Source organism: Egicoccus sp. AB-alg2 (assembly GCF_041821065.1).
Classification (GTDB): Bacteria; Actinomycetota; Nitriliruptoria; order Nitriliruptorales; family Nitriliruptoraceae; genus Egicoccus.
In genome coordinates this window covers 28502-52686 of record NZ_JBGUAX010000008.1, presented here as the reverse complement: position 1 = coordinate 52686, position 24185 = coordinate 28502, and the positions used below count along the sequence as shown (strand labels likewise).

Here is a 24185-nt window from a genome sequence, read left to right as displayed (position 1 = left end):
GCCCGGGACGCGCCGCCGCGCCTCGCAACGCGGCTCAGTCGGCGACGCGTGCGGCGGCGCCCTCGTACGCGCGCCGCAGCGCGGCGAGGTCGAAGCGCTTCATCGCGAGGAAGGCGTCGGTGACGCGTGCGATCTGCTCGGGCGACCCTTCGATCATCATCTGGTCGAGGTCGGCGGGCGCGATCTGCCACGACAGACCGAAGCGGTCCTTGATCCAGCCGCACTGCTCGGCCTCGGGGACCGCCGAGAGCGCGTCGGCGTAGCGGTCGAGCTCCGCCTGGTCGTCGCACTCGACGAGGAACGAGATCGCCTCGTTGAACCCGAAGTCGTGCACGAGGGCGCTGTCCATGGCGGCGAACGGTTGGCCCGCCAACCGGAAGCTCGCGTACATGACGTCGCTCGCGGCGTTGGGCTCGGCGTCGGGTCCGTAGGGCACCGTCAGATCCACACCGGAGTCGGGGAACACCGAGGTGTAGAAGCCGATCGCCTCCTCGGCACGGCCGCGCACGTCGTCGACGAACATGAGCGTCGGGGTGATCCGCTGGCCGGCGACCCCGCCCTCGGTGAGCGAGACCTGCCACGACAGCCCGTAGCGGTCCGTGGTCCAGCCGTAGCGCTCGCTGAACGGGTAGCTGCCGAGCTCCATCAGCACGGATCCACCCTGGGACAGCTGCTCCCAGTACCGGTCGACCTCGTCGGCGGTCTCGCAGGCGATCGCGAAGGACACCGATGGGTTGAACCGGAACAGCGGGCCGGCGCTGATCGCCATGAAGGGCTGGCCGAACAGCTCGAACGCCACGAGGTCCGTGTCGCCCGACGGGGTACCGGGCAGCGTCACGACGCTGGTGACCTTCGAGTCGGGGAAGACCTCGCAGTAGAACCTGGCCGCCTCGACGGCTTCCGTGTCGAACCACAGGTGTGGCGTGATCCCCTGCATCTCGCGTCCTCCGATCGCGTCGAAGGGTCGGACGGGTCCGGGCCACGCGACCCATCGGTCCGTCCCGGCACCGAGCGCCACGCGCGCCCGGCACGGCACGTGCCGGACGTCACACCTACAGGCCGCCGAAACCGAGGAGCGTCGGCAGGACGGTGCCGAACAGGTAGCCGGCGACACCGGCGACGGCCGCCAGCGCGAGGATCTCCAGGCCCGACGTGAGCCACGACCGTCGGGTCCAGCGCGACTTCACCGCGCCGATCACGAACAGCACCAGACCGGTCAGCACGCTCGCTGCGGTCAGTGCGGGCAGCCCCTCCGCGACGAGGAACGGCAGCACCGGGACGACGGCGCCGCCGGCGAACGCCGCGCCCATCACCAGCGCACCACGCAGCGGGGATCCGGCCGTCTCCTCGCCGAGGCTGTGCTGCAGGCCGAGCTCCTTGGCGACCATCGTCGCCAGCAGGGAGTCGGGGTGTCGGGAGATGATGCCCGACACCTCCCAGGCGTCCTCGGCCGGCATGCCCTCCTCCATGAAGAGCCACGCCACCTCGGCCTGCGCCTCGAACGGGCGCTCCCGGACCTCGCGCCGTTCGTCGGCGAGGTGCCAGTCGAAGATCTCGTCCTGACTCTTGGACCCCATGTACTCGCCGACGGCCATGGAGAACACCCCGGCCATGGCCGACGCCAGCCCGGCGATCAGCACCGCGCGGTTGTCGCTGCTCGCACCGACGACGGCCGCGACGACCGCGAGGGTGGACACCAGCCCGTCCTGGGCGCCGAAGACCAGTTCGCGGACCTCGCCGAGCACGGACACGCGGCGGCGCTCGTGGCGGATGTGCTCCGCGATCTCCGCCAGCGGGTAGTCGTGGGCCGAGCGGGGACGTCCGCCGGGCGGGGTCGCCATGGCAACACCTTTCGAGGCGCGAAGGTGCGCGCGACCGGGACGGCGAGGTGAGGTGAGGCGAAGCTGCACCCCGCGGCGAAGGCCCGCGTCATCGTTTTGTATCCGGCGCCCGGTCGCCCTTCAAGCGAGGTCAGCCTGCCCTTCCCGCTCGTCGGCGGGCGCCGGTGGGCGGCGTCTGCCGGTCGTCGTCGACGCCGGCCGCGTCGAGGAGGTAGTGCGGGCCCGCGCCGCGCTGGGCGGCCGCGTCCTGCGGGTTGCGCAGGCCGCAGGTCTCGAGCGACAGGCACCCGCAGCCGATGCACGAGTCGAGCTGGTCGCGCAGCGCCTCCAGCAGGTGGATGCGTTCGTCGAGCATCGGCCGCCACCCGGCCGACAGCCGCTGCCAGTCCTGCTGCGTCGGCCCCTGGTCGTGCGGGAGCGTGTCCAGTGCCGCCCGGATCTGCTCGAGACTCAGCCCGACCCGCTGCGCGACCCGGATGAAGGCCAGCCGTCGCAGCACGTGCCGCGGATAGCGCCGGTGGCCGGCGCTCGTCCGGCGCGAGGCGATGAGCCCCTTCTCCTCGTAGAAGTGCAGGGTCGACACCGGCACGCCGGAGCGCTCGGCGACGGCACCGACCGCCAACTCGTCTGCCATGGCCTGCTCCTGTCGCCCGGTGTCGGTGGCCACCCGCCCGCAGTGGCGGAACCTCGACATTACTGGAGGTCGCGGGACGCCGCAGCGCCTCGGCGTCGCGGCGTCCCTAGGCTCGGCCCGACGACGTGACGGAGGTGGCACGGATGCGCGCGGTGGTGTTCGAGGGAGCCGGCGGCAACGAGGTGGTGCACGTGCGCGAGCGGCCCGATCCGATCCCCCAGGGCACGGAGGTGGTCGTGGCCGTCCGCTACGCCGGCCTGAACCCGGCCGACGTCCTGCAGCGAGGCGGCCGTTACCCGGCGCCACCCGGGGCGCCGACGGACGTACCGGGCCTGGAGGTCGCCGGCGAGGTCGTCGTGACCGGCGACCGCGTCCGGCGCTGGCGGCCGGGCGACCGCGTCTTCGGCCTGGTCGGCGGCGGCGGGCTGGCCAGCCGGGTGCTGGTCGACGAGTCGCACCTGGCCGCGGTACCCGACGACCTCGACGACGCCGAGGCCGCCGCCGTCCCGGAGGCCTTCATCACGGCGCACGACGCGCTTCGGACGCAGGCCGCGCTCGCGCCCGGCGAGCGGGTGCTGGTGCACGGCGCCACCGGTGGGGTCGGCACGGCGGCGCTGCAGATCGTCGCCGCCTCTGGTGCCCGGGCGTTCGGGGTGACCCGCTCGGCGGCGGGTCGTGACCTCGTGGCGTCGCTGGGCGCGAGCCCGGTCGACGACGCCGACTTCGTCGAGCAGGTCACGGAGGCGACCGCCGGTGCGGGCGTGGACGTCGTCCTCGAGCTGGTCGGCGCGCCCCACTTCCCCGGCAACCTGCAGGTGCTGGCCACCGGCGCCCGGATCGTCGTCGTCGGCGTGGGCGCCGGCTCCAAGGTGGAGCTGCCGCTCGTCGCGCTGATGGGCAAGCGGGCACGGATCGTCGGCACGGTGCTCCGGGCCCGCTCGACCGTGGAGAAGGCCGTCGCCGTGCGTGCCTTCGAGCGCGAACTCGTGCCGGGTCTCGCGACCGGCCGTCTGCACGCGCTGGTCGACGCGACCTACCCGCTCGACGCGGTCACCGACGCGTTCGACCATCTCGAGGCGGCCGGCAAGAAGGGCAAGATCCTGCTCGCGTTCTGAGCCGGTCCGACCCGCCCGGCGCTCAGGTCGCGGCGAGCTTCACGCTGGCCGACCAGGTCAGCGCATCGGCGTGGGCCCGCGCGAGCTGGCGCGGGGCGAAGCCGAGACGGCGACCCTCGGTCACCAACCGCTCCCACTGCGCCTTCTCGCTCGCCAACTGCAGCTCCAGCAGCTCGCGCAGCGGGCCCTCGCCCGTCTCCAGCGCGTGCCGGACGTCGCCGTCGACGGGCAGCGCGTCCAGCGTCTGGCGGTCGAGCAGGCCGTCGGGACCCAGCACGGAGAACATGCCGAGCACGAACGCCTCGAGCCGCCGGCTGCCGCCACGCAGCTCCTCGAGCAGTTCACAGCCGCGGGCACGGGTGCTCGCGACCGCGACGAGCTCGCGCGGCGCCTCACGGTCGGTGGCCGACAGCAGCAGCAGTGCGACCCAACGCTGCACGGCGCGGACGCCGAGCAGCACGAGCCCGTGGTGGATCGACTCCACCTCGCGCCAGCCGCAGGCCGCCCGGACCAGGCGCAGGAACCGGTCCGAGAGGGTGAGATCCGTGCGGATGAGCTCCTCGACCTCGTTCAGGTCGACCTCCTCGGCGGCCAGGGCCCGCAGCAGCGCGAGGTGGCCGGGCGCGAGCCCCAGGGGTCGCACGCCGCGCACCGCGCGCGGGCGGGTGAAGAAGAAGCCCTGGACGAGTTGCGCGCCGGCGAACGTCAGCACGTCGAAGCCGTCGGGGTCCTCGACGCCGGTGACGGCGACGCGGTGCCGGTCCATGGCCAGTTCGCGCACGAGCGGCAGCGCCTCGCGCCAGCTGTCCTCGCGGGCGTCGACCTTCACGACGTCGGCGAGGTCGAGCAGTTCGCGCCGCGGGTCGTCCGCCGTCAGGCCGACGATCCCGAGCCGGAAGCCGGCTCCGCGGTGGCGGACCAGGGCCTCGCGCAAGTCTGCCAGGCGGTCAGCACCCTCGGCGACGCACAGCAGCAGGCCCTTCGGCGGCACGTCGAGCAGCGCCCCGCCGGCCAGCAGGTCGAGTGGCACCTCGACCCAGGCGTCCTCGCCGCCGGTGAGCTCCTCCAGCCCCATCGCCAGCACCCCGTCGACGAGGATGCGGGCGACGCCCCTGGCGTCCTTGGTGGCGGCGCCGGCCACCGCGTCGGTCTCCGCCTCGTGGTACAGCAGCTCGTAGCCGACCACCTCGAGCTGGCGGTCGAGGATGGGCTGCCGGGACACCAGCACCTCGCCCAGCAGGTTGTGCATCGCCTCGGCTCCGTCGCCTGGGGACCTGCCCCGTGTCGGGCGGGTGACGCCCGAGGACCCCATCAGGGCCCCGTTCGGACTGTCGGCAGGACGGCGCGGAACTTGCGCGGTACGCCCAGGCCGGTCGTGTGGCCGAGCCGTGGCCGCGCGGCGCCGGCCGCGGTGCTCCATCCTGCCCCGCATGAGCACCCCACACCCCACCGCAGGCATCCTCCTCGACCTCGACGGCACGCTGGTCGACTCCGTCTACCAGCACGTCGTCGCCTGGCACGAGGCCTTCCACGAGGCCGGCTACGCGGTCCCCCAGTGGCGCATCCACGCCGGGATCGGGATGGGCAGCGACCGGATCGTGCCGTGGCTGCTCGGCCGCCACGTCGACGACGCCGATGCCCTGGCCGATGCCCACACCCAGCGGTTCCTCGACCGCGCCGACACGCTGGAGCGGACCGCCGGCGCCCTGGAGCTCCTCGACGACCTCGACCGGCGCGAGGTGCCCTACATCATCGCCACGTCGGCGAGCACCGAGGAGCGCGAGGCCCTGCTCGAGGTGCTCGGCCGCAAGGACCTGCCCTACACCGACGCCGACGACGTCGCGACCTCCAAGCCGGCGCCCGACCTGCTGCTGACCTCGTGCACGCAGGCCGGGATCGACCCGGCCCAGGCGATCATGGTCGGCGACGCCCCGTGGGACGCGTTGTCGGCCCAGCGAGCCGGCATGCGCGCGATCGCCGTGCGCTGTGGTGGGTTCGGCGACGCCGAGCTCACGGGCGCGGGCGCCCAGCGGATCGTCGACGCACCGCGGGAGCTGGTCGGGCAGCTGTAGCCTCCGGCCCATCCCCCACCTTCGATGCCCTCCGGAGCCGTCGTGGCCGACCTCCTCGCTCCCGTCGACGACTGGCCGGTCGACACGGTCGGCGTGGGCGTGACCGACGCCGACACGACGCTGGAGGCGCGCGGCGACGTCGACACCGTGCTGCCGTTCGCGTCCGTCACCAAGCCGCTGGCCGCCTATGCGGTCCTGGTCGCCGTCCAGGACGGGGCGCTGCACCTCGACGAGCCCGCCGGGCCCGAGGGCGCGACCGTCCGGCATCTGCTCGCGCACGCCTCGGGGCTGTCGTTCGACGACACCGGGCCGACCGGCGCCCCCGGCGCCCGCCGCGTCTACTCGAACGTGGGGTTCGACGTGCTGGGCGAACTGGTCGAACAGCGCGTCGGGCTGTCGTTCGCCGAGCACCTCGAACACGAGGTGCTCACGCCCCTGGCCATGCACGACACGGTCCTGGACGGCTCGCCGGCCAAGGACGCGCGCGGCACCGTGACGGACCTGCTGGCCTTCTGTCGCGAACTGCTCGCCCCGACGCTGCTCGACGAGGCGTTGGTGCGCGAGGCGACGACCGTGGCGTTCCCGGGCCTGGACGGGGTCCTGCCCGGCCACGGTCGCCAGCGTCCCAACGACTGGGGGCTGGGCTTCGAGATCAAGGACGGCAAGGACCCGCACTGGACGGGTGCTCGGCTCTCGGCGGCGTCCTACGGTCACTTCGGTCAGAGCGGGTCGTTCGTCGTCGTCGACCCCGAGGCCGGCCTGGGCATCGCCTCGCTGGCCGACCGGCCGTTCGGTGACTGGTGCCGCGACGCCTGGCCCGCACTGCAGGACGCCGTCGTCGACGTCTACGGGCGATGAAGGTCCTCGTCGCCGGCTGCGGCGATCTCGGCACGGAGGCCGGGCTACGCCTGCAGCGCGACGGCCACACCGTCGTCGGGCTGCGCCGTACCCCGGCACGGCTCCCGGACGGCTTCGAGCGGCTCGCGGGCGACCTCGGCGGAGAACTGCCGCCGCTGCCGGCCGACACCGACGCGGTCGTCTTCGCCGCCGCGCCGGGCGAACGGTCCGTCGCGGCGTACCGGCGCGTCTACCGCGACGGGCTTGCACGCGTGCTGGCGGGGCTGCGCGCGGCGGGGGCGGCGCCCGCCCGGGTGCTGTTCGTCTCCAGCACGGCCGTCTACGGCGTCGACGACGGCAGCTGGGTCGACGAGGACACGCCCACCGAGCCCACGTCGGCGACCGGGCAGGTGCTCGTGGAGACCGAACGGTCGCTGCTCGACGGGCCCTTCCCGGCGACGACGTTCCGGCTGGCGGGCGTGTACGGGCCCGGACGCACGCGCCTGATCGACCAGGTCCGCAGTGGGACCGCGACCATCCCCGCCGCACCGGCGCACACCAACCGCATCCACCGCGACGACGCCGCCGAAGCCATCGTCCACCTGCTCACGCGCGTGCCGGCGCCGGCCCGCGTGTACCTCGGTGTCGACCATGCCCCCGTCGAGCGCGGCGAGGTGCTGCGGTGGCTCGCCGAGCAGCTGGGGTGCCCGGCGCCGCCCGTCGGCGCGGACCGCCGATCGCGCGGCGGCGACAAGTGCTGCCGCAACGACCGCCTCGTCGCGACCGGTTTCCGGTTCACCTACCCGACCTACCGCGAGGGCTACACCGCCGTCCTCGCCGGCGCCGGCACCCGCCACCCCTGACCCCGCCTCGCCGCGGGATCTGCGGAGCGAACTGGGGTGGGAACCCAGGGGTGTCACTCCGCACTTGGCGGCACGTGTGCTCCTGGGCCGACCGTGCGCCGACGGGAATCAAGGCCAGGGGCGATCGAGGAAGCGCAGCGACTGCTCCCGGACCGTCTCCCTCGTCAGCGCGAGGAAGTCGGATGTCGATGCCGAAGCGGATCACCGCGATGCCGAGGTCGAAGTGGATCGGGACCCCGTCGAGACACACCACGCGTACCTGGCCACGATCCAGCGGAATGCCCGCCTCGACCAGACGGTCACGTGCCCGGAGCTCAGGAATGGAGTCGACGCGCCCGCTGGCCTCGAGCCGGTCCACGACGGCGGTGACGAGCGGCCGACCTTCGAAGCGCTTCTGCTGCGCGAGCAGGCGGGCGAGATCTTCGAGGCGCAGATGACGCTGCTGCACCAGGTCGATCGTCAGGGCCGTCAGGCGATGGAGGGTGATCCCGCCGGCGAGGTCGCGCACGAGCCTCGGTGCCGAGACCACCGCCAGCCGATGGTCACAGACATGGCGGACTTCGGGCGGCGTCCACCAGCCTTCGCGGCGCGCCCGCGCGCGCAGGCGGCCGACGGTGAGACCGGTCGCGGCTGCGGCGGCGTGCGCCTGCACCGGGCCGTCGTGGTCGGCGGCGTACTCGAAGAAGTTCTTCCACATGCCCGCCAGCGTTGTGTGTCGACACGCCAGCGGTGCGCTCGGCCGCCCGTCACCTGTGGACAACCGCTGCTTCGTGAGATGTACCGACGCTGGCGACGGACGTGCGGAGCGACACCGGGGTGTTGCTACCCCAGGTTGCTCCGCAGATCGGCTCGGACGCCGGTCGGGGGCAGGTCAGGGGTGGGGGGTGGAGGGGGTCGGCTCGGCCTCGCCGGTCTGCACCCGCCACAGGGCGGCGTAACGCCCGTCCAGGGCGAGCAGTTCGTCGTGGTTGCCCGCCTCCACCACCTCGCCGTCGTGCAGGACGTGGATGCGGTCGGCCTGCCGGATCGTGGAGAGCCGGTGGGCGATCACGATGGTGGTGCGCTCGTGCGCCACGCGGGCCAGCGAGCGCTGGATGGCCGCCTCGGTCTCGTTGTCGACGGCCGAAGTGGCCTCGTCGAGGACCAGCACCGGCGGGTCCCGCAGGATCGCCCGCGCGATGGACAACCGCTGGCGTTGACCGCCGGACAGCTTCTGGCCCCGCTCGCCGACCACGGTGTCGTACCCGTCCGGCAGCGCCTCGACGAACTCGGTGGCCTCGGCCAGCCGGGCCGCCTCGGCGAGTTCCTCGTCGGTGGCGTCCGGCCGGCCGTAGAGCAGGTTCTCGCGCACGGTGCCGTGGAACAGGAACACGTCCTGGCTGACGAGCCCGATCGCGCCGCGCAGGTCCTCGAGCCGCAACTCGCGCACGTCGATGCCGTCGAGGCGGACGGCGCCGGCGGTGACGTCGTACAGCCGCAGGAGCAGCTTGACGACGGTGGACTTGCCGGCGCCGGTCGCGCCGACGATGGCATGCGTCTGCCCGGCCGGGACGTGGAGGTCGATGCCGCGCAGCACCTCGTCGCCGCTGGCGTAGGCGAACCGCACGCCGTCGAAGTCGACGTCGCCGCGGGCCCGAGGGAGCGGACGCCGGCCGCCGACGACGTGGCGCGGCTCGGCGAGCAGGTCGAGCACCCGGCGGGTGGACGCCATGGCGCGCTGGTACTGGTCCAGCACCTCACCCAACCGGGTCAGCGGCCACAGCAGCCGCTGCACCATGAACACCATGACGGTGTAGACGCCGACGTCGAGGTTGCCGTCCAGGACCCGGAACCCACCCACGATCAGGATCGCCGTGAAGCCGGCCAGGATCGGCATCCGGATCAGCGGCACGAACGCGCTGGACAGCCAGATCGCGGACCGGTTGGCCGAGCGGTAGTCGTCCGACTCGCGGGTGATCCGGGCCAGCTCGCGCCGCTCCCCGCCGAACGCCTTGATCGTGGCGATGCCGCCCAGCGCGTTGCCCAGCGACCCGTTGAGGATTCCGACGCGGGCACGGATGTCGGCGTAACGCGGTTCCAGCAGCCGCTGGAAACGGAGCGAGCCCCACACGATCAGCGGGACCGGCAGGACGGCCAGCAGCCCGATCCCCGGCGCGACCACCAGGTAGGTGCCCCCGATCACGACCATCGACGTGGCGATGTGGATGATCAGCAGCGCACCGTGGTCCAGGAAGCGCTCGAGCTGGTTGACGTCGTCGTTGAGGATCGCCAGCAGCCCGCCGGTGCTGCGGTCCTCGAACGCGGCGAGGTCCAGCGACTGGACGTGCGCGTAGGCGTCCACGCGCAGCTCGTGCTCGACCGTCTGGGCGAGGTTGCGCCACAGGATGTCGGCCCAGTAGTCGGTGACGGACTCCAGGACCCACACCACGACGGTCAGGATGCCGAGGGCGACGAGCTGGTCGCGCTGGGCCGTCAGACCGAACCAGCGCCCGATCAGCGAGCCCTCGCCGGCGACCACCACGTCCACCGCCATGCCGATGAGGTACGGCGGCGCGATGTCGAAGAGCGTGTTGAGCACCGACGCGACCGTGGCGAGCACGGCCTGTCGGCGGCGATGGCGCGCGTAGCGCCACAGCCGCAGCAACGGCGCGGGCCCCCGCGGGCGCGCGGGCAGGACGTCGGGCACGGGCGGTTCACCGTGGGGAGACAGGAGCAGGGCCGGCCAAGGGTAGGCGACGTTCCGGCGGTGCCCGACCGTCGGCGGGACGCGCTTGCGGGTGGTCGGAGCGTCCGCCACGGTCGCGAGCACGAGGACAGGAGGAGCCGCCATGGCCGACGACCGCAAGCCGCTGCCGGAGGAGTCCATGCGCTTCACGCAGGACTTCCAGATCGTGCAGGTCCTGCGCGAGTCGCGCGAGCTCGCCTCCCGCAACGGCGCCGACGACGAGCACGCCGACTCCGGCTGGCGCGAGCTCGCCGGCCGTCTCGACCGGATCATGGACCGGATGGGCATCGACGGTGGCGAGCCGGCCACCCGCCCCGCGATGGGCATGGACCGGATCGACCGGGGCGGCTTCGCCCTCGAGCCGGACACCGCCGACCGGGCGGTCGCGTCGCTGATGGCGCTGGGCGACCGTCCCGACCAGGACCAGCTCGAGCTCGCCAACCAGGCCGTGCGCGACCTAGAGGACTCGCTGCGCTGACACCCGACCGGGGCCGAGCACCGCCCCGACCGGGCCGACGTCAGCGCCCCACGTCGGTGCCGGTCCGTTCGGTGGCGCGCGCCGAGACGATCGTCAGGGCGACGCTCAACCCGAACAACGACACCCCGAGCGGCACGTGGATCGCCGTCGCGGGCGCGAACGGCAGGTGCCCGAGGGTGTTCTGGATCCAGAGGAGCACTGGCAGCGCGGCCGCGCCGATGACCGCCCAGCCGGGCACGTCCCGCCGGCCGCGCTCGACGAACGCGAGCACCGCCGGGACCAGCGCGACACAGGGCAGCAGGAAGCCCACGAACGCGTGGCCGATGCGGGCGCCCCCGGCACCGCCGAGGAACCCGCCGGCCAGGATCGCCTGCGTCAGCACCCCCGCCGCGACGGCCGCGAGCGCGATGGTCAGGCCCGTCATCCGTCTCATGCGTCGGCCACCTCGACGACCCCGGTCATGCCGGCGTGCAGCGTGCAGACGTACTCGTAGGTGCCCGGGCGCTCGAACGTGTGGGTGAAGGTGCCGGCGCGTCGCACGTCGCTGGCGAACCCGTCGCCACTGACGTCGTGCGGTGCGTTGCCCTCCCACGTCCAGACGACCGTCTCGCCGGCGGTCACCGCCACGGTGCCGGGCTCGAAGGTGTTGTCGACGACGGACACGGTCGCGGCGGCGTCCACCGAGGGGGCGTCGCCGCCAGCGGACGCACCCGGCTCGTCCGAGGTGGACGCGGCGGCGCCGCAGCCAACGAGCAGGCCCGCAGCGGCCAGCATCACGGGCAGTAGGCGGGAACGGGACGGATGGATCGACATGACGATGGCTCCTGGGTCGCGTCACGGTGGATGACGCTACGAAGCCGCCACGCCGCTGCCGTCGGCCGGGAAGCGCGACCTGCCTCGGCGATCCGGCGTAGCCGGAAGGCATCGCGGGGTGGCGCCGGACGTTCCTCGTGGGGCGGCGGCGTACGCCGCTGGGTGTAGGCCGTCCACGCCGCCGGGAGGACGCGGGCCGCGCTGTCCGGGGCGTAGCCTGCTGCGGGCGGTGCCGGTCACGGACGGCGCCGCAGGAGGCACCGTGGAGCAGCACGCCGCACCGGTCGGACAGGGTCGCCTCGTCGGCGCCGTCCGCCCGCTGCTGGCCGTCCCCCGGCCCGACCTGCTGGACGTCCTGGTGGCGCTGACGGCCACCGCCGCCGCGGTCGTCGTCCAGGTCTGGTCGGCCGAGCCCACGCCGCGCGACCCGGACCTGCTCGGGGTCGGCCTGCTGGTGCTGGCGGGCGTCCTGCTGCTGTCGCGACGGTCCCGACCCGTCCTCGTGCTGGTCGGTGTCACCGTCCTGGTGGCCGTCTACCTGCGGCTCGGCTACGCCGGCGGCGCGGAGCTGCCCCTGCTCATGGCGGCGCTGTACGGCGCGATGGCCGAGGGCCACCGTGGCCCGGCCCTCGCCGTGCTGTCCCTGGCGGTCGCCAGCAGTGCCGGGTACCGGCTGCTGGTCGACCGTGAACACCCGTTGCTGGTCGTCGTGACGGTGTCGCTGCTGGTGCTCGTCGTGCTGCTGGGCGAGGGGACCCGGACCCGGCGCCTGCTGCGCCGGGAGGCCCAGGAACGGCTGCGTGCCCTGGCGGTCGAACAGCAGCTGGAGACCCGCGCGCAGCTGACCGCCGAGCGCCTGCGCGTGGCACGCGAACTGCACGACGTGCTCGCCCACACCATCACCGCGATCGCCGTCCAGGCCGGTGCCGCCGCGGACGGCCTCGACGAGGACGGCGAGGCCCATCGGGCCCTGCGCTCGATGCGCGCCGCGGCCCAAGAGGCAATGCACCAGCTCGGCGCGACGATCGAGGTGCTGCGTTCGGAAGGAGAGGCGGCGCCCCGCGCGGTGGCGCCCGACCTGTCCGACCTCGACACGCTCGTGGGCAATGCCGCCGACGCCGGCGTCGCCGTCGACGTCGTCACGGCCGGCGAAGTCCGGACGTTGCCCGCCGCGGTGGAGCTGACCGCCTACCGGATCGTCCAGGAGGCCCTCACCAACGTGATCCGGCACGCCCGCGCGTCGAAGGCGACCGTCCGGCTGCGCTTCGCCCGGACGGCGCTGCACCTCGAGGTGGAGGACGACGGCATCGGGCCCGGCGCGGCCGGGGCGACGCCCGGGGGGTTCGGCATCGTCGGCATGCGCGAGCGGGCGCAGGCACTCGGCGGGACGTTCTCCGCCGGTGCGGCCGGCGCGGGCGGCTACCGCGTCGTGGCCGCGCTGCCCACCGGAGAGGACGGCCGATGAGCCCCGCACACGACGGGAGCACCGACCCTCGCCCGGTGAGGGTGCTGCTCGCGGACGACCAGACCCTGGTCCGTGCCGGCTTCCGGCTCGTCCTGGAACGCGATCCGGCGATCCGCGTGGTGGCCGAGGCGGACGACGGCGCCCGGGCCGTCGACCTCACCCGCCTGCACCGGCCCGACGTCGTGCTGATGGACGTCCGCATGCCGGAGGTCGACGGGATCGAGGCCACCCGGCGGATACTGGCGGAGCCTTCCCTCGCCGGCGTCCGGATCGTGGTGCTGACGACCTACGAGTTCGACGAGTACATCGTCGACGCCATCGAGGCCGGCGCCAGCGGCTTCCTGTTGAAGGACGTCGAACCCGAGGAGCTGCGCCGTGCCGTGCACGTCGCCGTGGCCGGCGACGGGCTGCTCTCACCCACCGTGACGACCCGGGTCATCGCCGCCCTCCGCGAGCACGCGGCGCAGCGGCCGTCGGGTGTCGAGCGGCTGGCGGTGCTGACCGACCGGGAACGCGAGGTGGTCGCGCTCGTCGGTCGCGGGATGAACAACGTCGAGATCGGCCGGCAACTGCACATGAGCCCGGCCACGGCCAAGACCCACGTGGGCCGCGCGATGACGAAGCTCGCCGCCCGCGACCGGGTCCAGTTGGCGCTCATCGCACACGAGACCGGCCTGCACCGGACCTGACGTGCCTGGCACCGGCCCTCGCGCGTCAGGCGTCGGCGAAGGCCTGCGCGAGCGCCGGGACGATGGCGCGGAACGCCGCACCGCGGTGGCTGCGCGCGTTCTTCTCCTCCGGACTCAGCTCGGCGTTGGTGCGGCCGTCGCCGTCGTCACCGACGAAGTAGGGGTCGTAGCCGAAGCCGTTGCCGCCACGGGGCCGGTCGACGACGTGGCCCTCCATCGTGCCCCGCACGACGTGCTCCGTGCCGTCGGCGGCCACGAACGCGACCGCCGACACGAACCGGGCGGTGCGGCGCGGCGGCGGCACGTCGCGCAGCGCCGCCACGAGCTTGGCGTTGTTGGCGGCGTCGTCGCCCTGCTCGCCGGCGTACCGCGCCGAGCGGACCCCGGGCTCGCCGCCGAGTGCGTCGACCTCCAGGCCGGAGTCGTCGGCGATCGCGGGCAGGCCGGTCGCCGCGTGGCAGGCGCGGGCCTTGATCAGCGCGTTGCCCTCGAACGTCTCTGCGTCCTCGGGTGGGCTGGGCACGCCCAGCGCCTGCATCGCGACCACCTCGACGTCGAGGTGGTCGAGCAGGGCCTGGATCTCCGCGAGCTTGTGCGCGTTCGCGGTCGCGGCCACGAGGCGGCGGGTCACGCCGCACCCCCGTCCACCGCGGCGCCCCCGTCCAGCGCCGCGCGCTGGCGGGCGAACAGCTCCTCGCAGCCGGCGATGGCGAGGTCGAGCAGCCGGTCGAGCTGCTCACGGTCGAACGGCGCGCCCTCGGCGGTGCCCTGCACCTCGACGAGACGGCCGTCGGCGGTCGCCACCACGTTCATGTCCACCTCGGCGCGTACGTCCTCGACGTAGGGCAGGTCCAGGACCGGCTGCCCGTCGACGATGCCGACCGACACGGCCGCGACCTGGCCGACGAGGTGGCGGTCCCAGCCGCGGGCCCGCAGCGCCTGGGCGAGCGCGACCCAGCCGCCGGTGATGGCGGCGGTGCGCGTGCCGCCGTCTGCCTCCAGGACGTCGCAGTCGACCGTCACCGTCACGTCGGGCAGCGCGTCGAGGTCGACGACGCTGCGCAGCGAGCGGCCGATGAGCCGCTCGATCTCCTTGGAGCGGCCGCCGGGGCCGTTGCGCTCACGACGCGACCGGTCGGTCGTCGAGCCGGGCAGCATGGCGTACTCGGCGGTGACCCAGCCGCGCCGTTCGCGGAAGCGTGGCGCACCGTCCTCGACCGACGCGGCGCACAGCACGCGGGTTCCGCCGAACCCGATGGCCGCGGACCCCGCCGGGTTGCGCTGTACCCCCACCTCCAGGGACACCGGCCGCAGTTCGTCGGCGGCGCGACCGTCGGGACGGGCCGGCACCGAGGTGGCGGTGTCGCTGGCCGCGGGTGGCTCGGTGTGCACGGGGGCTCCAGGCGTCGGGGCGTGGGCCGCAACGCTACTGCCCCCCTGCGACGACCGACGGCCGCCCGGAGGCGGCCGTCGGGGTGTGCTCCTGGCACGGGCGTCCTCAGTCGAGGAACGTCCCGATCCACGCCAGGTCGAGCGTCTTGTCGATGCGGTAGGCACCGTCGTTGCCGATGCACGGGCTGATGCCGTACGAGGTGATCGCACCGATCAGGAAGCTGCCCTGCTCGAACAGCGGTCCGCCGGAGTCACCGCTGCAGGCGCCCCCCGTGTGCTTCTTGCCGAGGTTGTTGGTGAACTTGGCCGCGACGCCGGCGGGAATCCCGTGGGTGCCGCGGACGTCGATCAGCTTCGAGGTGGAGAACTGCCGCGTGCCGCCCGGGTCGTAGACCGGGACGAGCGACTGCACGCCGTAGCCGACCGGGGTGAACAGCTTGTCGTGCGTGCGGTCGGCCTTGACGCGGTCGAGGTAGCCCACCTCGGGCAGTTCGCCATAGGCGTCACGTTCGATCGGCTCGTGCAGGACGACCACGCCGACGTCGGCGAGGAAGAAGCTGCGGTCGTCGTAGTCGGGGTGCGACTGCGCCGTGCCACGGTGCCAGGTGGGATCCGCCTCCAGCGCCTCCGACCAGGTCTCGTAGCGGGCCTGGTTGTCGCCGTCGAAGGACAGGCTCGGGGCGAGGATGTCGTCGAGGTTCGGGACCTCCGAGAACGTGATCCAGACGTCGTTGCCACCCACGCCGTCCGGCAGGGTGGACTCGCCGTCGAGACCGACCGCCCAGGTGCAGTGCCCCGCGGTCAGGACGACGGTCGCCGAGATCTGGGTGCCCGTGCACGAGTACCAGGCGCCCGGCGTCGTGAACCGCGGGTCCGGGTCGTCCGGCACGTGGAAGAACAACTGACCGACCATCGGGTGCCGGTTGCCGTCGGGCGTTCCCTGGGTGATCGCCGCGGCCGGCAGCGCGCCGGCGATCATCATCACGGCCGCCAGGGCGGCCAGCAGCATGCGCTTCACGACGTCGAGTCCTCCCCCCGCGCCACCCCTTGGCGCGTAGACGGAGGGAAGATAGGCGCGAGGCCAGACGGCCGCCCGGTTTCCGGTCCGCGTGCCCTGCGTTGTCCGTCAGAGCGCCCAGGTGCGCAGGTCCATGGCGGCCTCGACCGGGATGCCGGTCACGCGCGCGGCCTCCTCCACCGAGCGGTGCGGGTCGAGCGACCCGAGCACGTGGGTCAGCACGAGCCGCCGCACCTCGGCACGGTCGGCGACCTCGGCGGCGCCGCGGGCGGTGAGGTGCATGTCGGGCGGATGATCGCCGGGGTCGCCCTGCCAGGTCGCCTCGCACAGGAACAGGTCGGCGCCGCGCGCCAGGTCCACCAGCGCCGGGCCGCCCGCCGAGTCCGCGGAGTACACCAGTCGGCGCCCGCCGTGCTGGACGGCCACGGACACCGTCGGCACGGGATGCACGCTGTCCGCGAACGACAGCTGCAGCGGCCCCACCTCGACGTGGTCGCCGCCGGCCACCTCGTGCACGTCGAAGACCTCGTGGAAGCCCAGGGCCGAGTCCGACGACAGCAACCCGGTCAGGGTGTCGACCACCTCGGCGGCCGCGTACAGGTCGATGCGTCGCGCACCTTCGCGGTGGAAGCGCAGCCCGTAGTACATGCCGATCAGGTCGATGCAGTGGTCGACGTGCCGATGGGTGACCAGGACCGCGTCGAGCTGGTCGAACCTCGCGAAGCGCTGCAGGTTCGCGGTCGACCCGTTGCCGCAGTCGACCAGCAGCCGGGTGTCGTCCGCCGTCACCAGGTACCCGGAGCACGCCCGGCCCGGACCGGTGTGCGAGCCAGCACAACCCAGCACCGTCAGCTCGAGACCCACGGCCCACACTCCCCTCGCCGGCCGCCGAGCCTAACGGCGAGGACGTCGCTCGCGCCCCTGACCTCGCACGCTCGTCAGGCCCAGAGCGTGCCGGAGATCCGCGTCGCGATCTCCTTCACGTCACCCGGCGCGTAGGCGCCGGTCGACAGGTACTTCCAGCCGCCGTCCGGCGAGAGGGCCACGATCGACGAGCCCTCGGGCAGTCGCTTGCAGACCCGCACTGCCACGGCGAGCGACGCGCCGGTGGAGACGCCCGCGAAGATGCCCTCCTCCTCGGCGAGCCGGCGCGTGAACTGCAGCGCCTTGAGCGAGTTCACCTTGATGCGGCTGTCGAGCACCGACTGGTCGAGCACCTCGGGCACGTAGCCCTCGTCGAGGTTGCGCAGCCCGTAGACGAGGTCGCCGTACTCCGGCTCGGCGGCGAACACCTTGATCGACGGGTCGTGGCGCTTCAGGCGCCGGCCCACCCCGGTGACCGTCCCGCCGGTGCCGAGCCCGGCCACGAACGCCGTGACGTCCGGCAGGTCGGCGAGGATCTCCGGTGCGGTCGTCTCGTAGTGCGCGAGCGCGTTGGCCGGGTTGCCGTACTGGAACGGCATGAAGAGCGAGGGGTCGGCCGCCGCCAGCTCACGCGCGAGCCGGACCGAGCCGTTGGACCCCTCGGTGGCGGGCGAGAACACCAGCTCGACGCCGAACATCGTGAGCAGCTGCTTGCGCTCCTCGGAGGTGTTCTCCGGCATCACACAGGTCAGCGGATAACCCTTGACCTTGCAGATCGCCGCCAGCGCGATGCCGGTGTTGCCCGAGGTCGGCTCGAGCACCCGCTGCCCGGGCTTGAGCTCGCCGTGCTGCTCGGCCTGCTCGACCAGGTACTTCGCGACCCGGTCCTTGACCGACCCGGTCGGGTTGTGGCCCTCGAGCTTCAGATACAGGCGGTAGCCCGCCGGCGACAGACGCGGCAGCCCGACCAGCGGCGTGCCACCGATGGCCTGCGAGACGTCGTCGAACCGCACCACCTACGCCGCAGCGCCACCCGCGACGGCGGGCATGATGGCGATCTCCGTGTCGTCCTCGACGGCGGTGTCGAGGCCCTCGACGTAACGGATGTCCTCGTCGTCGACGTAGACGTTGATGAAGCCGCGGACGGCCTCGCCGTCGAAGAGCTGTTCCTGCAGGCCGGGGTGGGCGCCGGTCAGGTCGCTGAAGACCTCGCGGACGGTGCCGCCGGCGGCCTCGACCTTGGCCTGGTTGTCGGTGTGCTTGCGCAGCACGGTGGGGATCCGGACGACGGGCATCGGCAGTGGACCTCGTGGTCGGGAAGCGGGGGTTCTCGGCCGCCCGCGCCGGTGGCGCGTCGGGCCGTGCTCGTGGACCGGCAGCCTATCCGGCACGCACCGGTGGACCGGTCCCTGGGCGTGACAACGTCGCGAACCGCCGAGATCTTCCCGACCGCCCGTGGGTGTCCCCGTGCGTCACGATGCCAGGCGGCTCCGCAAGTCGCACCACCGCTGCCAGGTGGCCGACCACAACAGGTAGTCGCCGGTCTGGTGCAGCCGACCCGAGGCGTCGGTGAACGCCTCCGCGCGTCGCTCCGACGGCAGCCCGTAGCGACGCTCGTAGTCGTCGAGCAGCTCCCTGGCCTCGGCCGCGGCCTGGTCGAGCGTCACGACCCGCACGTGTCCGCCGTTGGCCAGCCCTCCCGGTGTCGCCCGATCGGTCATTCCCCCCACCTCCACGTGGCTGACGGCAGTATGACGGCATGGCTGCGCGAAGGGGAGCAAGCGCAACCGGCCCTTCGGGTGACGTGCGGCCACCGCCGGCGGGGTGGCCACCGCCGCCGGACCGCTACGACCGGCCCCGGACCAGGGGGGCGGACGGTATCCCGCCCGTCATGACCAGCGCGCCACCGCCTGACCCGACCGTGACCGGGATCCTGCCAGTCGTCGCCGAACTGCCCGCGGACGCGCCCCCCGAAGCGCACGCCGAGGCCGCGGGACTGGTCTACGTCGACGACGAGGAACCCGGTATCCGGCGGCTGCGGCGCGGCCGCGGGTTCTCGTACGTCCGCGACGACGGCACGCTCGTGAGCGGCGAGGAGCGCGAGCGGATCCAGGCGTTGGCGATCCCGCCGGCCTGGACCGACGTGTGGATCTGCGAGGACCCGGCCGGGCACGTCCAGGCGACCGGCGTCGACGACGCCGGGCGCAAGCAGTACCGCTACCACCCGCGCTGGCGGGCCGTGCGCGACGCGACCAAGTTCCACCGCATGGAGGCGTTCGCGACGGCGTTGCCGCGCATCCGCGCGTCGGTCGACCGTGACCTGCGCGCGCGGACGATGTCGCGCGAGCGGGTGCTCGCACTGGTCGTCGCGCTGCTCGACGAGACGCTCATCCGCATCGGCAGCCGCGAACCCGGCGACGAGGGGGGCGCGATCGGGCTGACCACGCTCGCGTGCGAGCACGTCGACGTGCACGGCACCCGGGTCCACTTCTCGTTCCCCGGCAAGAGCGGGCAGGAGCAGGACCTGGAGTTGCGCCACCCCCGCCTGGCCCGCCAGTTGCTGCGCTGCGAGGAGATCCCCGGCCAGCGGTTGTTCGCGTGGCAGGACGACGGCGAATGGCGCAACGTCGACTCCGGCGACGTCAACGCCTACCTGCGCGAGATCGCGGACGACGACCTGACCGCCAAGGACTTCCGGACGTGGGGCGGCACGGTCGTGGCGGCGGAGACCCTGCGCGAGCTCGGCCCGCCGGCGTCGGCGCGCGAGGCCGACCGCAACGTGTTGGCCGCCATCGACGAGGCCGCCGAACGGCTGGGCAACACGCGGGCCGTGTGCCGCGCGAGCTACCTCGACCCACGGGTGCCGAAGGCCTACCGGTTCGGGCACTTCGACGAGGCCTGGGATCCGGACCCGGCGGAGATCGACGGGCTCTCCCGGTCCGAGCGCGCCGTCCAGCGGCTGGTGCGGCTGGAGCTACCGCCCTCCGAGCAACTCGCGGCCGTGCAGGACGACGAGTAGTTTCGACGCCCACGTCAACAACCGAGGCCCGGTCCCGCATGTCCGCCATGACCCCCAACGCGAGCTATTCCATCACGCTGCGGCTGCGGATGCGCGCCGACGACCCGAGCGCGATCGGCCGGACGACCACCGCGATCGGCGAGGCCACCGGGGCGGTGACGGCACTGGACTTCGTGGAGACCCAGCGCGACATGGTCGTCATCGACGTGACCGTCAACGCCGGTGACGCCGAGCACGCCGAACAGATCACGGCCGCCGTGGACTCGCTCGACGGCGTCGAGGTGCACCGGGTCAGCGACCGCACCTTCCTGTTGCACCTGCGCGGCAAGCTCGAGGTGCGCTCGACGGTGCCGCTCAAGACGCGCGACGACCTGTCGATGGCCTACACGCCCGGGGTGGCCCGGGTCTGCCGCGCGATCGCGCAGACCCCCGACGACGCCCGGCGGCTGACCATCAAGGGCAACACGGTCGCGATCGTCACCGACGGCAGCGCCGTGCTCGGGCTGGGCGACATCGGTCCGGCCGCCGCCCTGCCCGTCATGGAGGGCAAGGCCGCGCTGTTCAAGCGCTTCGCCGGCATCGACGCGTGGCCGGTGTGCCTCGACACCAAGGACCCGGACGAGATCGTGCGGACCGTGGAGGCGATCGCGCCGGTCTACGGCGGCATCAACCTCGAGGACATCTCCGCGCCGCGCTGCTTCGAGATCGAGGACCGGCTGCGCGCCTCGCTCGACATCCCGGTCTTCCACGACGACCAGCACGGCACCGCCATCGTCGTGCTGGCCGCGTTGATCAACGCGCTGCGCCTGGTCGGCAAGGAACTGTGCGACGTGACGGTGGCGCTGTCGGGCGCCGGCGCGGCCGGGATGGCCATCGCCCGGCTGCTGCTGCGCGAGGGCATCGGTGAACTGCTGGTCGCCGACGCGGACGGCATCATCGGCGGGGTCGACCATCCGTGCGCCCACGAGAGCCACGTGTGGCTGCGCGAGCGGACCAACCGGGACCGGCGCGGCGGTCGCATCCGCGAAGCGCTGGAGGGTGCCGACGTGTTCATCGGCGTCAGCGCCCCCGACCTGCTCGAGCCCGAGGACCTCAAGCCCATGCGACGCGACCCGATCGTGTTCGCCCTGGCCAACCCGGACCCGGAGATCGACCCCGTCGGCGCCCGCCAGCACGCCGCCGTCGTGGCGACCGGCCGCAGCGACCAGCCCAACCAGATCAACAACGTGCTCGCGTTCCCCGGCATCTTCCGCGGCGCCCTCGACGCGCGCGCCCGCTACATCACCGAGGACATGAAGGTCGCGGCCGCCCGGGCGCTGGCGGACGTGGTCGGCGCCGAGGAACTGCACCCCTCGCACATCATCCCCAGCGTCTTCAGCGACCGGGTCGTGCCCGTGGTGGCCGACGCGGTGCGGCGTCAGGCCGAGGCCGAGGCCGAGACCGACCAGCGGCTCACCGCCGACGGCTGACGACCGAGGCTGTCCGGGTCAGCCAGTAGGTTTGCGCCCATGCGGACCCTGTCGCTGCGGCATGCCCGGCGCATCGCTCTCACGGCGATGGGCTTCGGCCGTCCGCGGCCACCGGCCGGGGTCCGGCGCGACGTGCGGCACTTCCGCCGGGTGCTCGACACGGTCGACATCGTCCAGCTCGACAGCGTCAACGTGCTCGCGCGGGCGCACGAGCTGCCGTTCTGGTCCCGCATCGGGGCGCACGACCGCCGCGCGCGCGACGCCTGGCTGTGGCGCTCGCGCGAGTTGTTCGAGGGATGGGTCCACGTCGCCTCCATGACGCCGGCCGAGGTGTGGCCGTTGCTGCACCACCGGCGCGCCGCGGTCCGCCCCGGCGAGCGCACCCGCGCCCTGCACGTGGAGGGCTACCTCGACCGGGTGCTCGACGAGATCGCCCGGCACGGGCCTCGCAGCGTCCGCGACCTCGAGGATCCCGGCGAACGCACCGGCCCGTGGTGGGGCATGCCCAAGGGCCGCATCGCGCTGGACCATCTCGCCATGCGCGGCGACCTGACGGTGCACCACCGCACCCCGAACTTCGTGGCGGTCTACGACCTGACGGAACGGGTCGTGCCACCGCCGCACCGGGACGTCGAGGCACCGCCGCGCGAACAGGCGATCGAGTCGCTGCTGCTGCGTGCGGCGCGGGCCCACGGCATCGGCACGGCCGGTGACCTGGCCGACCACCACCGGCTGAAGCTGCCCGAGGCGCGCCCGGCGCTGGCGCGGTTGGCGGCGCGCGGCCAGCTCGAGGAGGTGCGGGTACACGGCTGGAACGGCGAGCCGGTCTATCGCCACCCCCGCGCCGGCGCGGCGCGGACCTTCCCCGCTCGCACGCTCCTCTCGCCGTTCGACCCGCTCGTGTGGCGACGGGAACGGGCGTTGCGGCTGTTCGACTTCCACTACCGCATCGAGATCTACGTCCCCGAGCCGAAGCGGGTGTTCGGCTACTACGTGCTGCCGTTCCTGCTCGGCGAACAGCTCGTCGCGCGGGTCGACCTCAAAGCCGATCGCCCGACCGGGCGCCTGCTGGTGCGTAGCGCCTTCGCCGAGCCCGGCGTCGACCGGCTCCACGTGGCCCGCGAGCTGGCGGCCGAGCTGGCCGAACTCGGCGCCTGGCTGGACGTGCCGGACGTGGTCGTCGAACCGCGCGGCGACCTCGCACCGGTGCTGGCCGCCGCCGTCGGCTGAGTCACCAGGCGCCGGCGCGGTCCAGGAAGCTCGCGAGCTGGGCGCGGGTGACGGCGTCGTGCGGCCGGAAGGTGCCGTCCTCGAATCCCTCGGCGACGTCGGCCTCGGCGACCGCTGCGATGGCGTCGGCATGGGCGTGGTCGGCCGGCACGTCCGGGAAATCGGATGACGACGTCGCCTCGAGACCGAAGGCGCGGGCGAGGAACGCCGCCATCTGGGCCCGGGTGACGCTGGCGCGAGGACGGTAGGTGCCATCCTCGTAGCCCTCGCTGATGCCGGCCTCGGCCACCGCGGCGATCGCCTCGCGATGTTCCTCGTCGTCGGCGACGTCCGCGAACGGCGGGGCGTCCATGGCGCTCAGGTCGAGGGCGCGGGCCAGCATGCTCGCCATCTGACCCCGCTCGATCGCCGCCGTCGGCCGGAAGTAGCCATCGGCATGACCGCGGACGACGTCAGCGGTCGCCGCCGCGTGGATCGCGTCGCGGTGTGCGTCACCGTGCAACACGTCGGGGAAGACCCAGTCGTGCACGGCCACCCCGGCCCAGTCCGCCAGCGTCTGCCGCTCGAACGCGTCCGGCCAGCCGGACGGCTCGCAGCCGTCCAGCGAGATGGACTGCTGCTGCATCACGCGCGCCCGCTCCCCGGCGCCCTGGCACTCGTAGTGGCCGAAGCCGAGGTAGTGGCCGACCTCGTGGTTCACCAGATACTGCCGGTAGAGGTACAGCGGGGCCCCGGACTGCCGCCAGGCGGGCGTCGCGTCCTGCCAGTTGCGGTCGTTGATCAGCACCTGGTCGCCGACCCGGCAGCTGTAGTCGGGGCTGCAGACCTCATGGGCCGCGTCGACCGCGGACGGCGAGGCCAGTACCAGGGTGAAGTCACCGCCGGAGGCGACCTCCTCGAACGCGATGCTGCCGCCGAGCGTCCACCCGCGCGCGTCGCCGAGTATCGACTCGGCGTCGGCCGCGAAGCCGGACGGATCGGTCTGCACGCCCCCGCGCGTCTCCACCGTGTACGTGTGGGTCACGTCGGCGTCGGCGACGCCCGGCCCCGGATCGTGGACGGCACCGTCGCCGACCGACGGGGAGGCCAGCGCCGGTGCCCCGACGGTCAACGCTGCCAGGGCGGCCACGGCAACGGCAACGGCGAACGTGGTCAAGTGACGTATCCGGACGTGCACCCCATGCCCCCTCGACGACTCCCCACCACCATGGGAAGTCGTCGCCGGGCACGCAGGCGCTGGACGCCCGATCGTCCGCCGGTCGACGGTACTAGTCCTCCTGCGGCTCCCGCCCCACGTCCCGGGCCGACCGGCGCACGGCGTCGCCCGGGAACCGGCGCAGCTGCTGGAGCCGTTCGATCGCGATCGCCTCGGGCAGCTCGCGGTGGTGGCGGAGCTGGGCGCGGTCGAGGTCCTGGCCCGCCCGGCGCAGCTCGGCGTCCGACAGCGGCGGGAAGGCCTGCAACGGCGGCGCGTCGGGGCTCTTGAACACGACCCAGTGGGCGCCGGCGTGGTCCGTCCATCGTCCGACCCAGCCGTCGACGGAGTTGGCCAGCTGCCAGGCGCGCACGTGCGGCCCGACCTGCTTCTCCACCTGTCGGGCGACCTCGATGACCACAGGGGCCATCGCCCAGCCGCGCTTGAGCAGGGGCGTCACTCGCAT

General features: G+C 73.4%; 27 protein-coding genes. 10 read left to right on the top strand and 17 right to left on the bottom strand.

The features are described from left to right. Positions 1-34 precede the first annotated feature (34 nt). The 3 genes from ACERM0_RS16405 to soxR all read right to left on the bottom strand — a co-directional run bounded on the left by ACERM0_RS16405 (position 35) and on the right by soxR (position 2475). Positions 35-937: a VOC family protein gene (locus tag ACERM0_RS16405; protein WP_373679699.1), complete on the bottom strand. Its 903-nt coding sequence runs from the start codon at positions 935-937 to the stop codon at positions 35-37. Positions 938-1052: 115 nt separating this feature from the next. Next, positions 1053-1841, bottom strand: coding sequence for a VIT1/CCC1 transporter family protein (locus ACERM0_RS16400; protein ID WP_373679698.1), 789 nt, complete (start codon positions 1839-1841; stop codon positions 1053-1055). A gap of 130 nt (positions 1842-1971) precedes the next feature. Beyond that, a complete protein-coding gene (soxR, locus tag ACERM0_RS16395) occupies positions 1972-2475 on the bottom strand; it encodes a redox-sensitive transcriptional activator SoxR (RefSeq protein ID WP_373679697.1) in 504 nt (167 codons plus the stop codon). A gap of 143 nt (positions 2476-2618) precedes the next feature. Between soxR and ACERM0_RS16390 the strand changes: the two genes are divergently transcribed. Continuing rightward, entirely contained in the window at positions 2619-3590 is a 972-nt protein-coding gene (locus tag ACERM0_RS16390; protein ID WP_373679696.1) for a zinc-binding dehydrogenase, read from the top strand. 22 nt (positions 3591-3612) lie between these two features. On the opposite strand, the gene ACERM0_RS16385 is transcribed toward ACERM0_RS16390, so the two are convergent. Continuing rightward, a complete protein-coding gene (locus ACERM0_RS16385; protein WP_373679695.1) occupies positions 3613-4839 on the bottom strand; it encodes an EAL and HDOD domain-containing protein in 1227 nt (408 codons plus the stop codon). Positions 4840-5020: 181 nt separating this feature from the next. Here ACERM0_RS16385 and ACERM0_RS16380 point away from each other — a divergent pair, with 181 nt between their 5' ends. From ACERM0_RS16380 to ACERM0_RS16370, 3 genes are read left to right on the top strand one after another with little or no spacing between them, the layout of a single operon-like run. Continuing rightward, a complete protein-coding gene (locus tag ACERM0_RS16380) occupies positions 5021-5662 on the top strand; it encodes an HAD family hydrolase (protein ID WP_373679694.1) in 642 nt (213 codons plus the stop codon). Between the two features lie 42 nt (positions 5663-5704). Further along, positions 5705-6520 carry a serine hydrolase domain-containing protein gene (locus ACERM0_RS16375; protein WP_373679693.1) on the top strand — a complete coding sequence of 272 codons (816 nt, stop codon included), beginning with the start codon at positions 5705-5707 and terminating at the stop codon, positions 6518-6520. After that, the gene (locus tag ACERM0_RS16370; RefSeq protein ID WP_373679692.1) at positions 6517-7362 is read left to right on the top strand and encodes an SDR family oxidoreductase; all 846 of its coding nucleotides are present in this window, start codon (positions 6517-6519) and stop codon (positions 7360-7362) included. The genes ACERM0_RS16375 and ACERM0_RS16370 overlap by 4 nt, the downstream gene beginning before the upstream one ends. Here ACERM0_RS16370 and ACERM0_RS16365 read toward each other — a convergent pair. Together ACERM0_RS16365 and ACERM0_RS16360 are read right to left on the bottom strand one after the other, a co-directional pair. Beyond that, positions 7295-8059 (bottom strand): hypothetical protein, encoded by a 765-nt coding sequence (locus ACERM0_RS16365; protein WP_373679691.1) that lies wholly within the window; start codon positions 8057-8059, stop codon positions 7295-7297. The two genes, ACERM0_RS16370 and ACERM0_RS16365, sit on opposite strands and share 68 nt — an antisense overlap. Positions 8060-8233: 174 nt before the next feature. Beyond that, on the bottom strand, positions 8234-10048 hold the full coding sequence (locus ACERM0_RS16360; protein ID WP_373679690.1) for an ABC transporter ATP-binding protein: 1815 nt from the start codon (positions 10046-10048) through the stop codon (positions 8234-8236). A gap of 142 nt (positions 10049-10190) precedes the next feature. On the opposite strand from ACERM0_RS16360, the gene ACERM0_RS16355 reads away from it, so the two are divergent. Next, positions 10191-10565, top strand: coding sequence for a hypothetical protein (locus tag ACERM0_RS16355; RefSeq protein ID WP_373679689.1), 375 nt, complete (start codon positions 10191-10193; stop codon positions 10563-10565). A gap of 40 nt (positions 10566-10605) precedes the next feature. Here the strand turns inward: ACERM0_RS16355 and ACERM0_RS16350 are convergent, their stop codons facing one another. Continuing rightward, a complete protein-coding gene (locus ACERM0_RS16350) occupies positions 10606-10998 on the bottom strand; it encodes a hypothetical protein (protein WP_373679688.1) in 393 nt (130 codons plus the stop codon). Next, on the bottom strand, positions 10995-11378 hold the full coding sequence (locus ACERM0_RS16345) for a plastocyanin/azurin family copper-binding protein (RefSeq protein ID WP_373679687.1): 384 nt from the start codon (positions 11376-11378) through the stop codon (positions 10995-10997). Before ACERM0_RS16345 ends, ACERM0_RS16350 begins: the two co-directional genes overlap by 4 nt. A 262-nt stretch (positions 11379-11640) precedes the next feature. Between ACERM0_RS16345 and ACERM0_RS16340 the strand changes: the two genes are divergently transcribed. Both ACERM0_RS16340 and ACERM0_RS16335 read left to right on the top strand, forming a co-directional pair. Further along, the gene (locus ACERM0_RS16340; RefSeq protein WP_373679686.1) at positions 11641-12843 is read left to right on the top strand and encodes a sensor histidine kinase; all 1203 of its coding nucleotides are present in this window, start codon (positions 11641-11643) and stop codon (positions 12841-12843) included. After that, a complete protein-coding gene (locus ACERM0_RS16335) occupies positions 12840-13532 on the top strand; it encodes a response regulator (RefSeq protein WP_373679685.1) in 693 nt (230 codons plus the stop codon). Before ACERM0_RS16340 ends, ACERM0_RS16335 begins: the two co-directional genes overlap by 4 nt. 25 nt (positions 13533-13557) lie before the next feature. Here the strand turns inward: ACERM0_RS16335 and rdgB are convergent, their stop codons facing one another. From rdgB to ACERM0_RS16300, 7 genes are all read right to left on the bottom strand, one after another. Continuing rightward, positions 13558-14163 carry an RdgB/HAM1 family non-canonical purine NTP pyrophosphatase gene (gene rdgB / locus ACERM0_RS16330; protein WP_373679684.1) on the bottom strand — a complete coding sequence of 202 codons (606 nt, stop codon included), beginning with the start codon at positions 14161-14163 and terminating at the stop codon, positions 13558-13560. Beyond that, a complete protein-coding gene (rph, locus tag ACERM0_RS16325) occupies positions 14160-14924 on the bottom strand; it encodes a ribonuclease PH (RefSeq protein ID WP_373679683.1) in 765 nt (254 codons plus the stop codon). Before rph ends, rdgB begins: the two co-directional genes overlap by 4 nt. Positions 14925-15030: 106 nt before the next feature. Then, on the bottom strand, positions 15031-15933 hold the full coding sequence (locus tag ACERM0_RS16320; protein WP_373679945.1) for a trypsin-like serine protease: 903 nt from the start codon (positions 15931-15933) through the stop codon (positions 15031-15033). A 117-nt stretch (positions 15934-16050) separates the two neighbouring features. Beyond that, positions 16051-16806, bottom strand: coding sequence for an MBL fold metallo-hydrolase (locus tag ACERM0_RS16315; protein ID WP_373679682.1), 756 nt, complete (start codon positions 16804-16806; stop codon positions 16051-16053). Positions 16807-16880: 74 nt separating this feature from the next. Beyond that, a complete protein-coding gene (locus ACERM0_RS16310) occupies positions 16881-17819 on the bottom strand; it encodes a PLP-dependent cysteine synthase family protein (protein WP_373679681.1) in 939 nt (312 codons plus the stop codon). 3 nt (positions 17820-17822) lie between these two features. Continuing rightward, on the bottom strand, positions 17823-18101 hold the full coding sequence (locus ACERM0_RS16305) for a MoaD/ThiS family protein (RefSeq protein ID WP_373679680.1): 279 nt from the start codon (positions 18099-18101) through the stop codon (positions 17823-17825). A 177-nt stretch (positions 18102-18278) separates the two neighbouring features. Further along, positions 18279-18527 (bottom strand): hypothetical protein, encoded by a 249-nt coding sequence (locus ACERM0_RS16300; RefSeq protein WP_373679679.1) that lies wholly within the window; start codon positions 18525-18527, stop codon positions 18279-18281. 170 nt (positions 18528-18697) lie between these two features. Here ACERM0_RS16300 and ACERM0_RS16295 point away from each other — a divergent pair, with 170 nt between their 5' ends. The 3 genes from ACERM0_RS16295 to ACERM0_RS16285 are packed head-to-tail and all read left to right on the top strand — an operon-like array spanning position 18698 to position 22524. Then, positions 18698-19825 (top strand): DNA topoisomerase IB, encoded by a 1128-nt coding sequence (locus ACERM0_RS16295; RefSeq protein WP_373679678.1) that lies wholly within the window; start codon positions 18698-18700, stop codon positions 19823-19825. 38 nt (positions 19826-19863) lie between these two features. Next, on the top strand, positions 19864-21294 hold the full coding sequence (locus tag ACERM0_RS16290) for an NAD-dependent malic enzyme (RefSeq protein ID WP_373679677.1): 1431 nt from the start codon (positions 19864-19866) through the stop codon (positions 21292-21294). 39 nt (positions 21295-21333) lie between these two features. After that, complete coding sequence (locus ACERM0_RS16285; RefSeq protein WP_373679676.1) at positions 21334-22524, top strand: winged helix-turn-helix domain-containing protein; 1191 nt, start codon at positions 21334-21336, stop codon at positions 22522-22524. Between the two features lies 1 nt (position 22525). Here the strand turns inward: ACERM0_RS16285 and ACERM0_RS16280 are convergent, their stop codons facing one another. Together ACERM0_RS16280 and ACERM0_RS16275 are read right to left on the bottom strand one after the other, a co-directional pair. Next, positions 22526-23680: an S-layer homology domain-containing protein gene (locus tag ACERM0_RS16280; RefSeq protein WP_373679675.1), complete on the bottom strand. Its 1155-nt coding sequence runs from the start codon at positions 23678-23680 to the stop codon at positions 22526-22528. A gap of 112 nt (positions 23681-23792) precedes the next feature. Further along, on the bottom strand, positions 23793-24185 hold the full coding sequence (locus tag ACERM0_RS16275; protein ID WP_373679674.1) for a hypothetical protein: 393 nt from the start codon (positions 24183-24185) through the stop codon (positions 23793-23795).

Excerpts from the sequence above, each read along its gene's own strand:
- ACERM0_RS16405 (WP_373679699.1), bottom strand. The coding sequence starts at position 937 with ATGCAGGGGATCACGCCACACCTGTGGTTCGACACGGAAGCCGTCGAG.
- ACERM0_RS16400 (WP_373679698.1), bottom strand. The coding sequence starts at position 1,841 with ATGGCGACCCCGCCCGGCGGACGTCCCCGCTCGGCCCACGACTACCCG.
- soxR (WP_373679697.1), bottom strand. The coding sequence starts at position 2,475 with ATGGCAGACGAGTTGGCGGTCGGTGCCGTCGCCGAGCGCTCCGGCGTG.
- ACERM0_RS16390 (WP_373679696.1), top strand. The coding sequence starts at position 2,619 with ATGCGCGCGGTGGTGTTCGAGGGAGCCGGCGGCAACGAGGTGGTGCAC.
- ACERM0_RS16385 (WP_373679695.1), bottom strand. The coding sequence starts at position 4,839 with ATGCACAACCTGCTGGGCGAGGTGCTGGTGTCCCGGCAGCCCATCCTC.
- ACERM0_RS16380 (WP_373679694.1), top strand. The coding sequence starts at position 5,021 with ATGAGCACCCCACACCCCACCGCAGGCATCCTCCTCGACCTCGACGGC.
- ACERM0_RS16370 (WP_373679692.1), top strand. The coding sequence starts at position 6,517 with ATGAAGGTCCTCGTCGCCGGCTGCGGCGATCTCGGCACGGAGGCCGGG.
- ACERM0_RS16365 (WP_373679691.1), bottom strand. The coding sequence starts at position 8,059 with ATGTGGAAGAACTTCTTCGAGTACGCCGCCGACCACGACGGCCCGGTG.
- ACERM0_RS16355 (WP_373679689.1), top strand. The coding sequence starts at position 10,191 with ATGGCCGACGACCGCAAGCCGCTGCCGGAGGAGTCCATGCGCTTCACG.
- ACERM0_RS16350 (WP_373679688.1), bottom strand. The coding sequence starts at position 10,998 with ATGAGACGGATGACGGGCCTGACCATCGCGCTCGCGGCCGTCGCGGCG.
- ACERM0_RS16345 (WP_373679687.1), bottom strand. The coding sequence starts at position 11,378 with ATGTCGATCCATCCGTCCCGTTCCCGCCTACTGCCCGTGATGCTGGCC.
- ACERM0_RS16335 (WP_373679685.1), top strand. The coding sequence starts at position 12,840 with ATGAGCCCCGCACACGACGGGAGCACCGACCCTCGCCCGGTGAGGGTG.
- ACERM0_RS16320 (WP_373679945.1), bottom strand. The coding sequence starts at position 15,933 with ATGCTGCTGGCCGCCCTGGCGGCCGTGATGATGATCGCCGGCGCGCTG.
- ACERM0_RS16305 (WP_373679680.1), bottom strand. The coding sequence starts at position 18,101 with ATGCCCGTCGTCCGGATCCCCACCGTGCTGCGCAAGCACACCGACAAC.
- ACERM0_RS16300 (WP_373679679.1), bottom strand. The coding sequence starts at position 18,527 with ATGACCGATCGGGCGACACCGGGAGGGCTGGCCAACGGCGGACACGTG.
- ACERM0_RS16295 (WP_373679678.1), top strand. The coding sequence starts at position 18,698 with ATGACCAGCGCGCCACCGCCTGACCCGACCGTGACCGGGATCCTGCCA.
- ACERM0_RS16290 (WP_373679677.1), top strand. The coding sequence starts at position 19,864 with ATGTCCGCCATGACCCCCAACGCGAGCTATTCCATCACGCTGCGGCTG.
- ACERM0_RS16285 (WP_373679676.1), top strand. The coding sequence starts at position 21,334 with ATGCGGACCCTGTCGCTGCGGCATGCCCGGCGCATCGCTCTCACGGCG.
- ACERM0_RS16275 (WP_373679674.1), bottom strand. The coding sequence starts at position 24,185 with ATGCGAGTGACGCCCCTGCTCAAGCGCGGCTGGGCGATGGCCCCTGTG.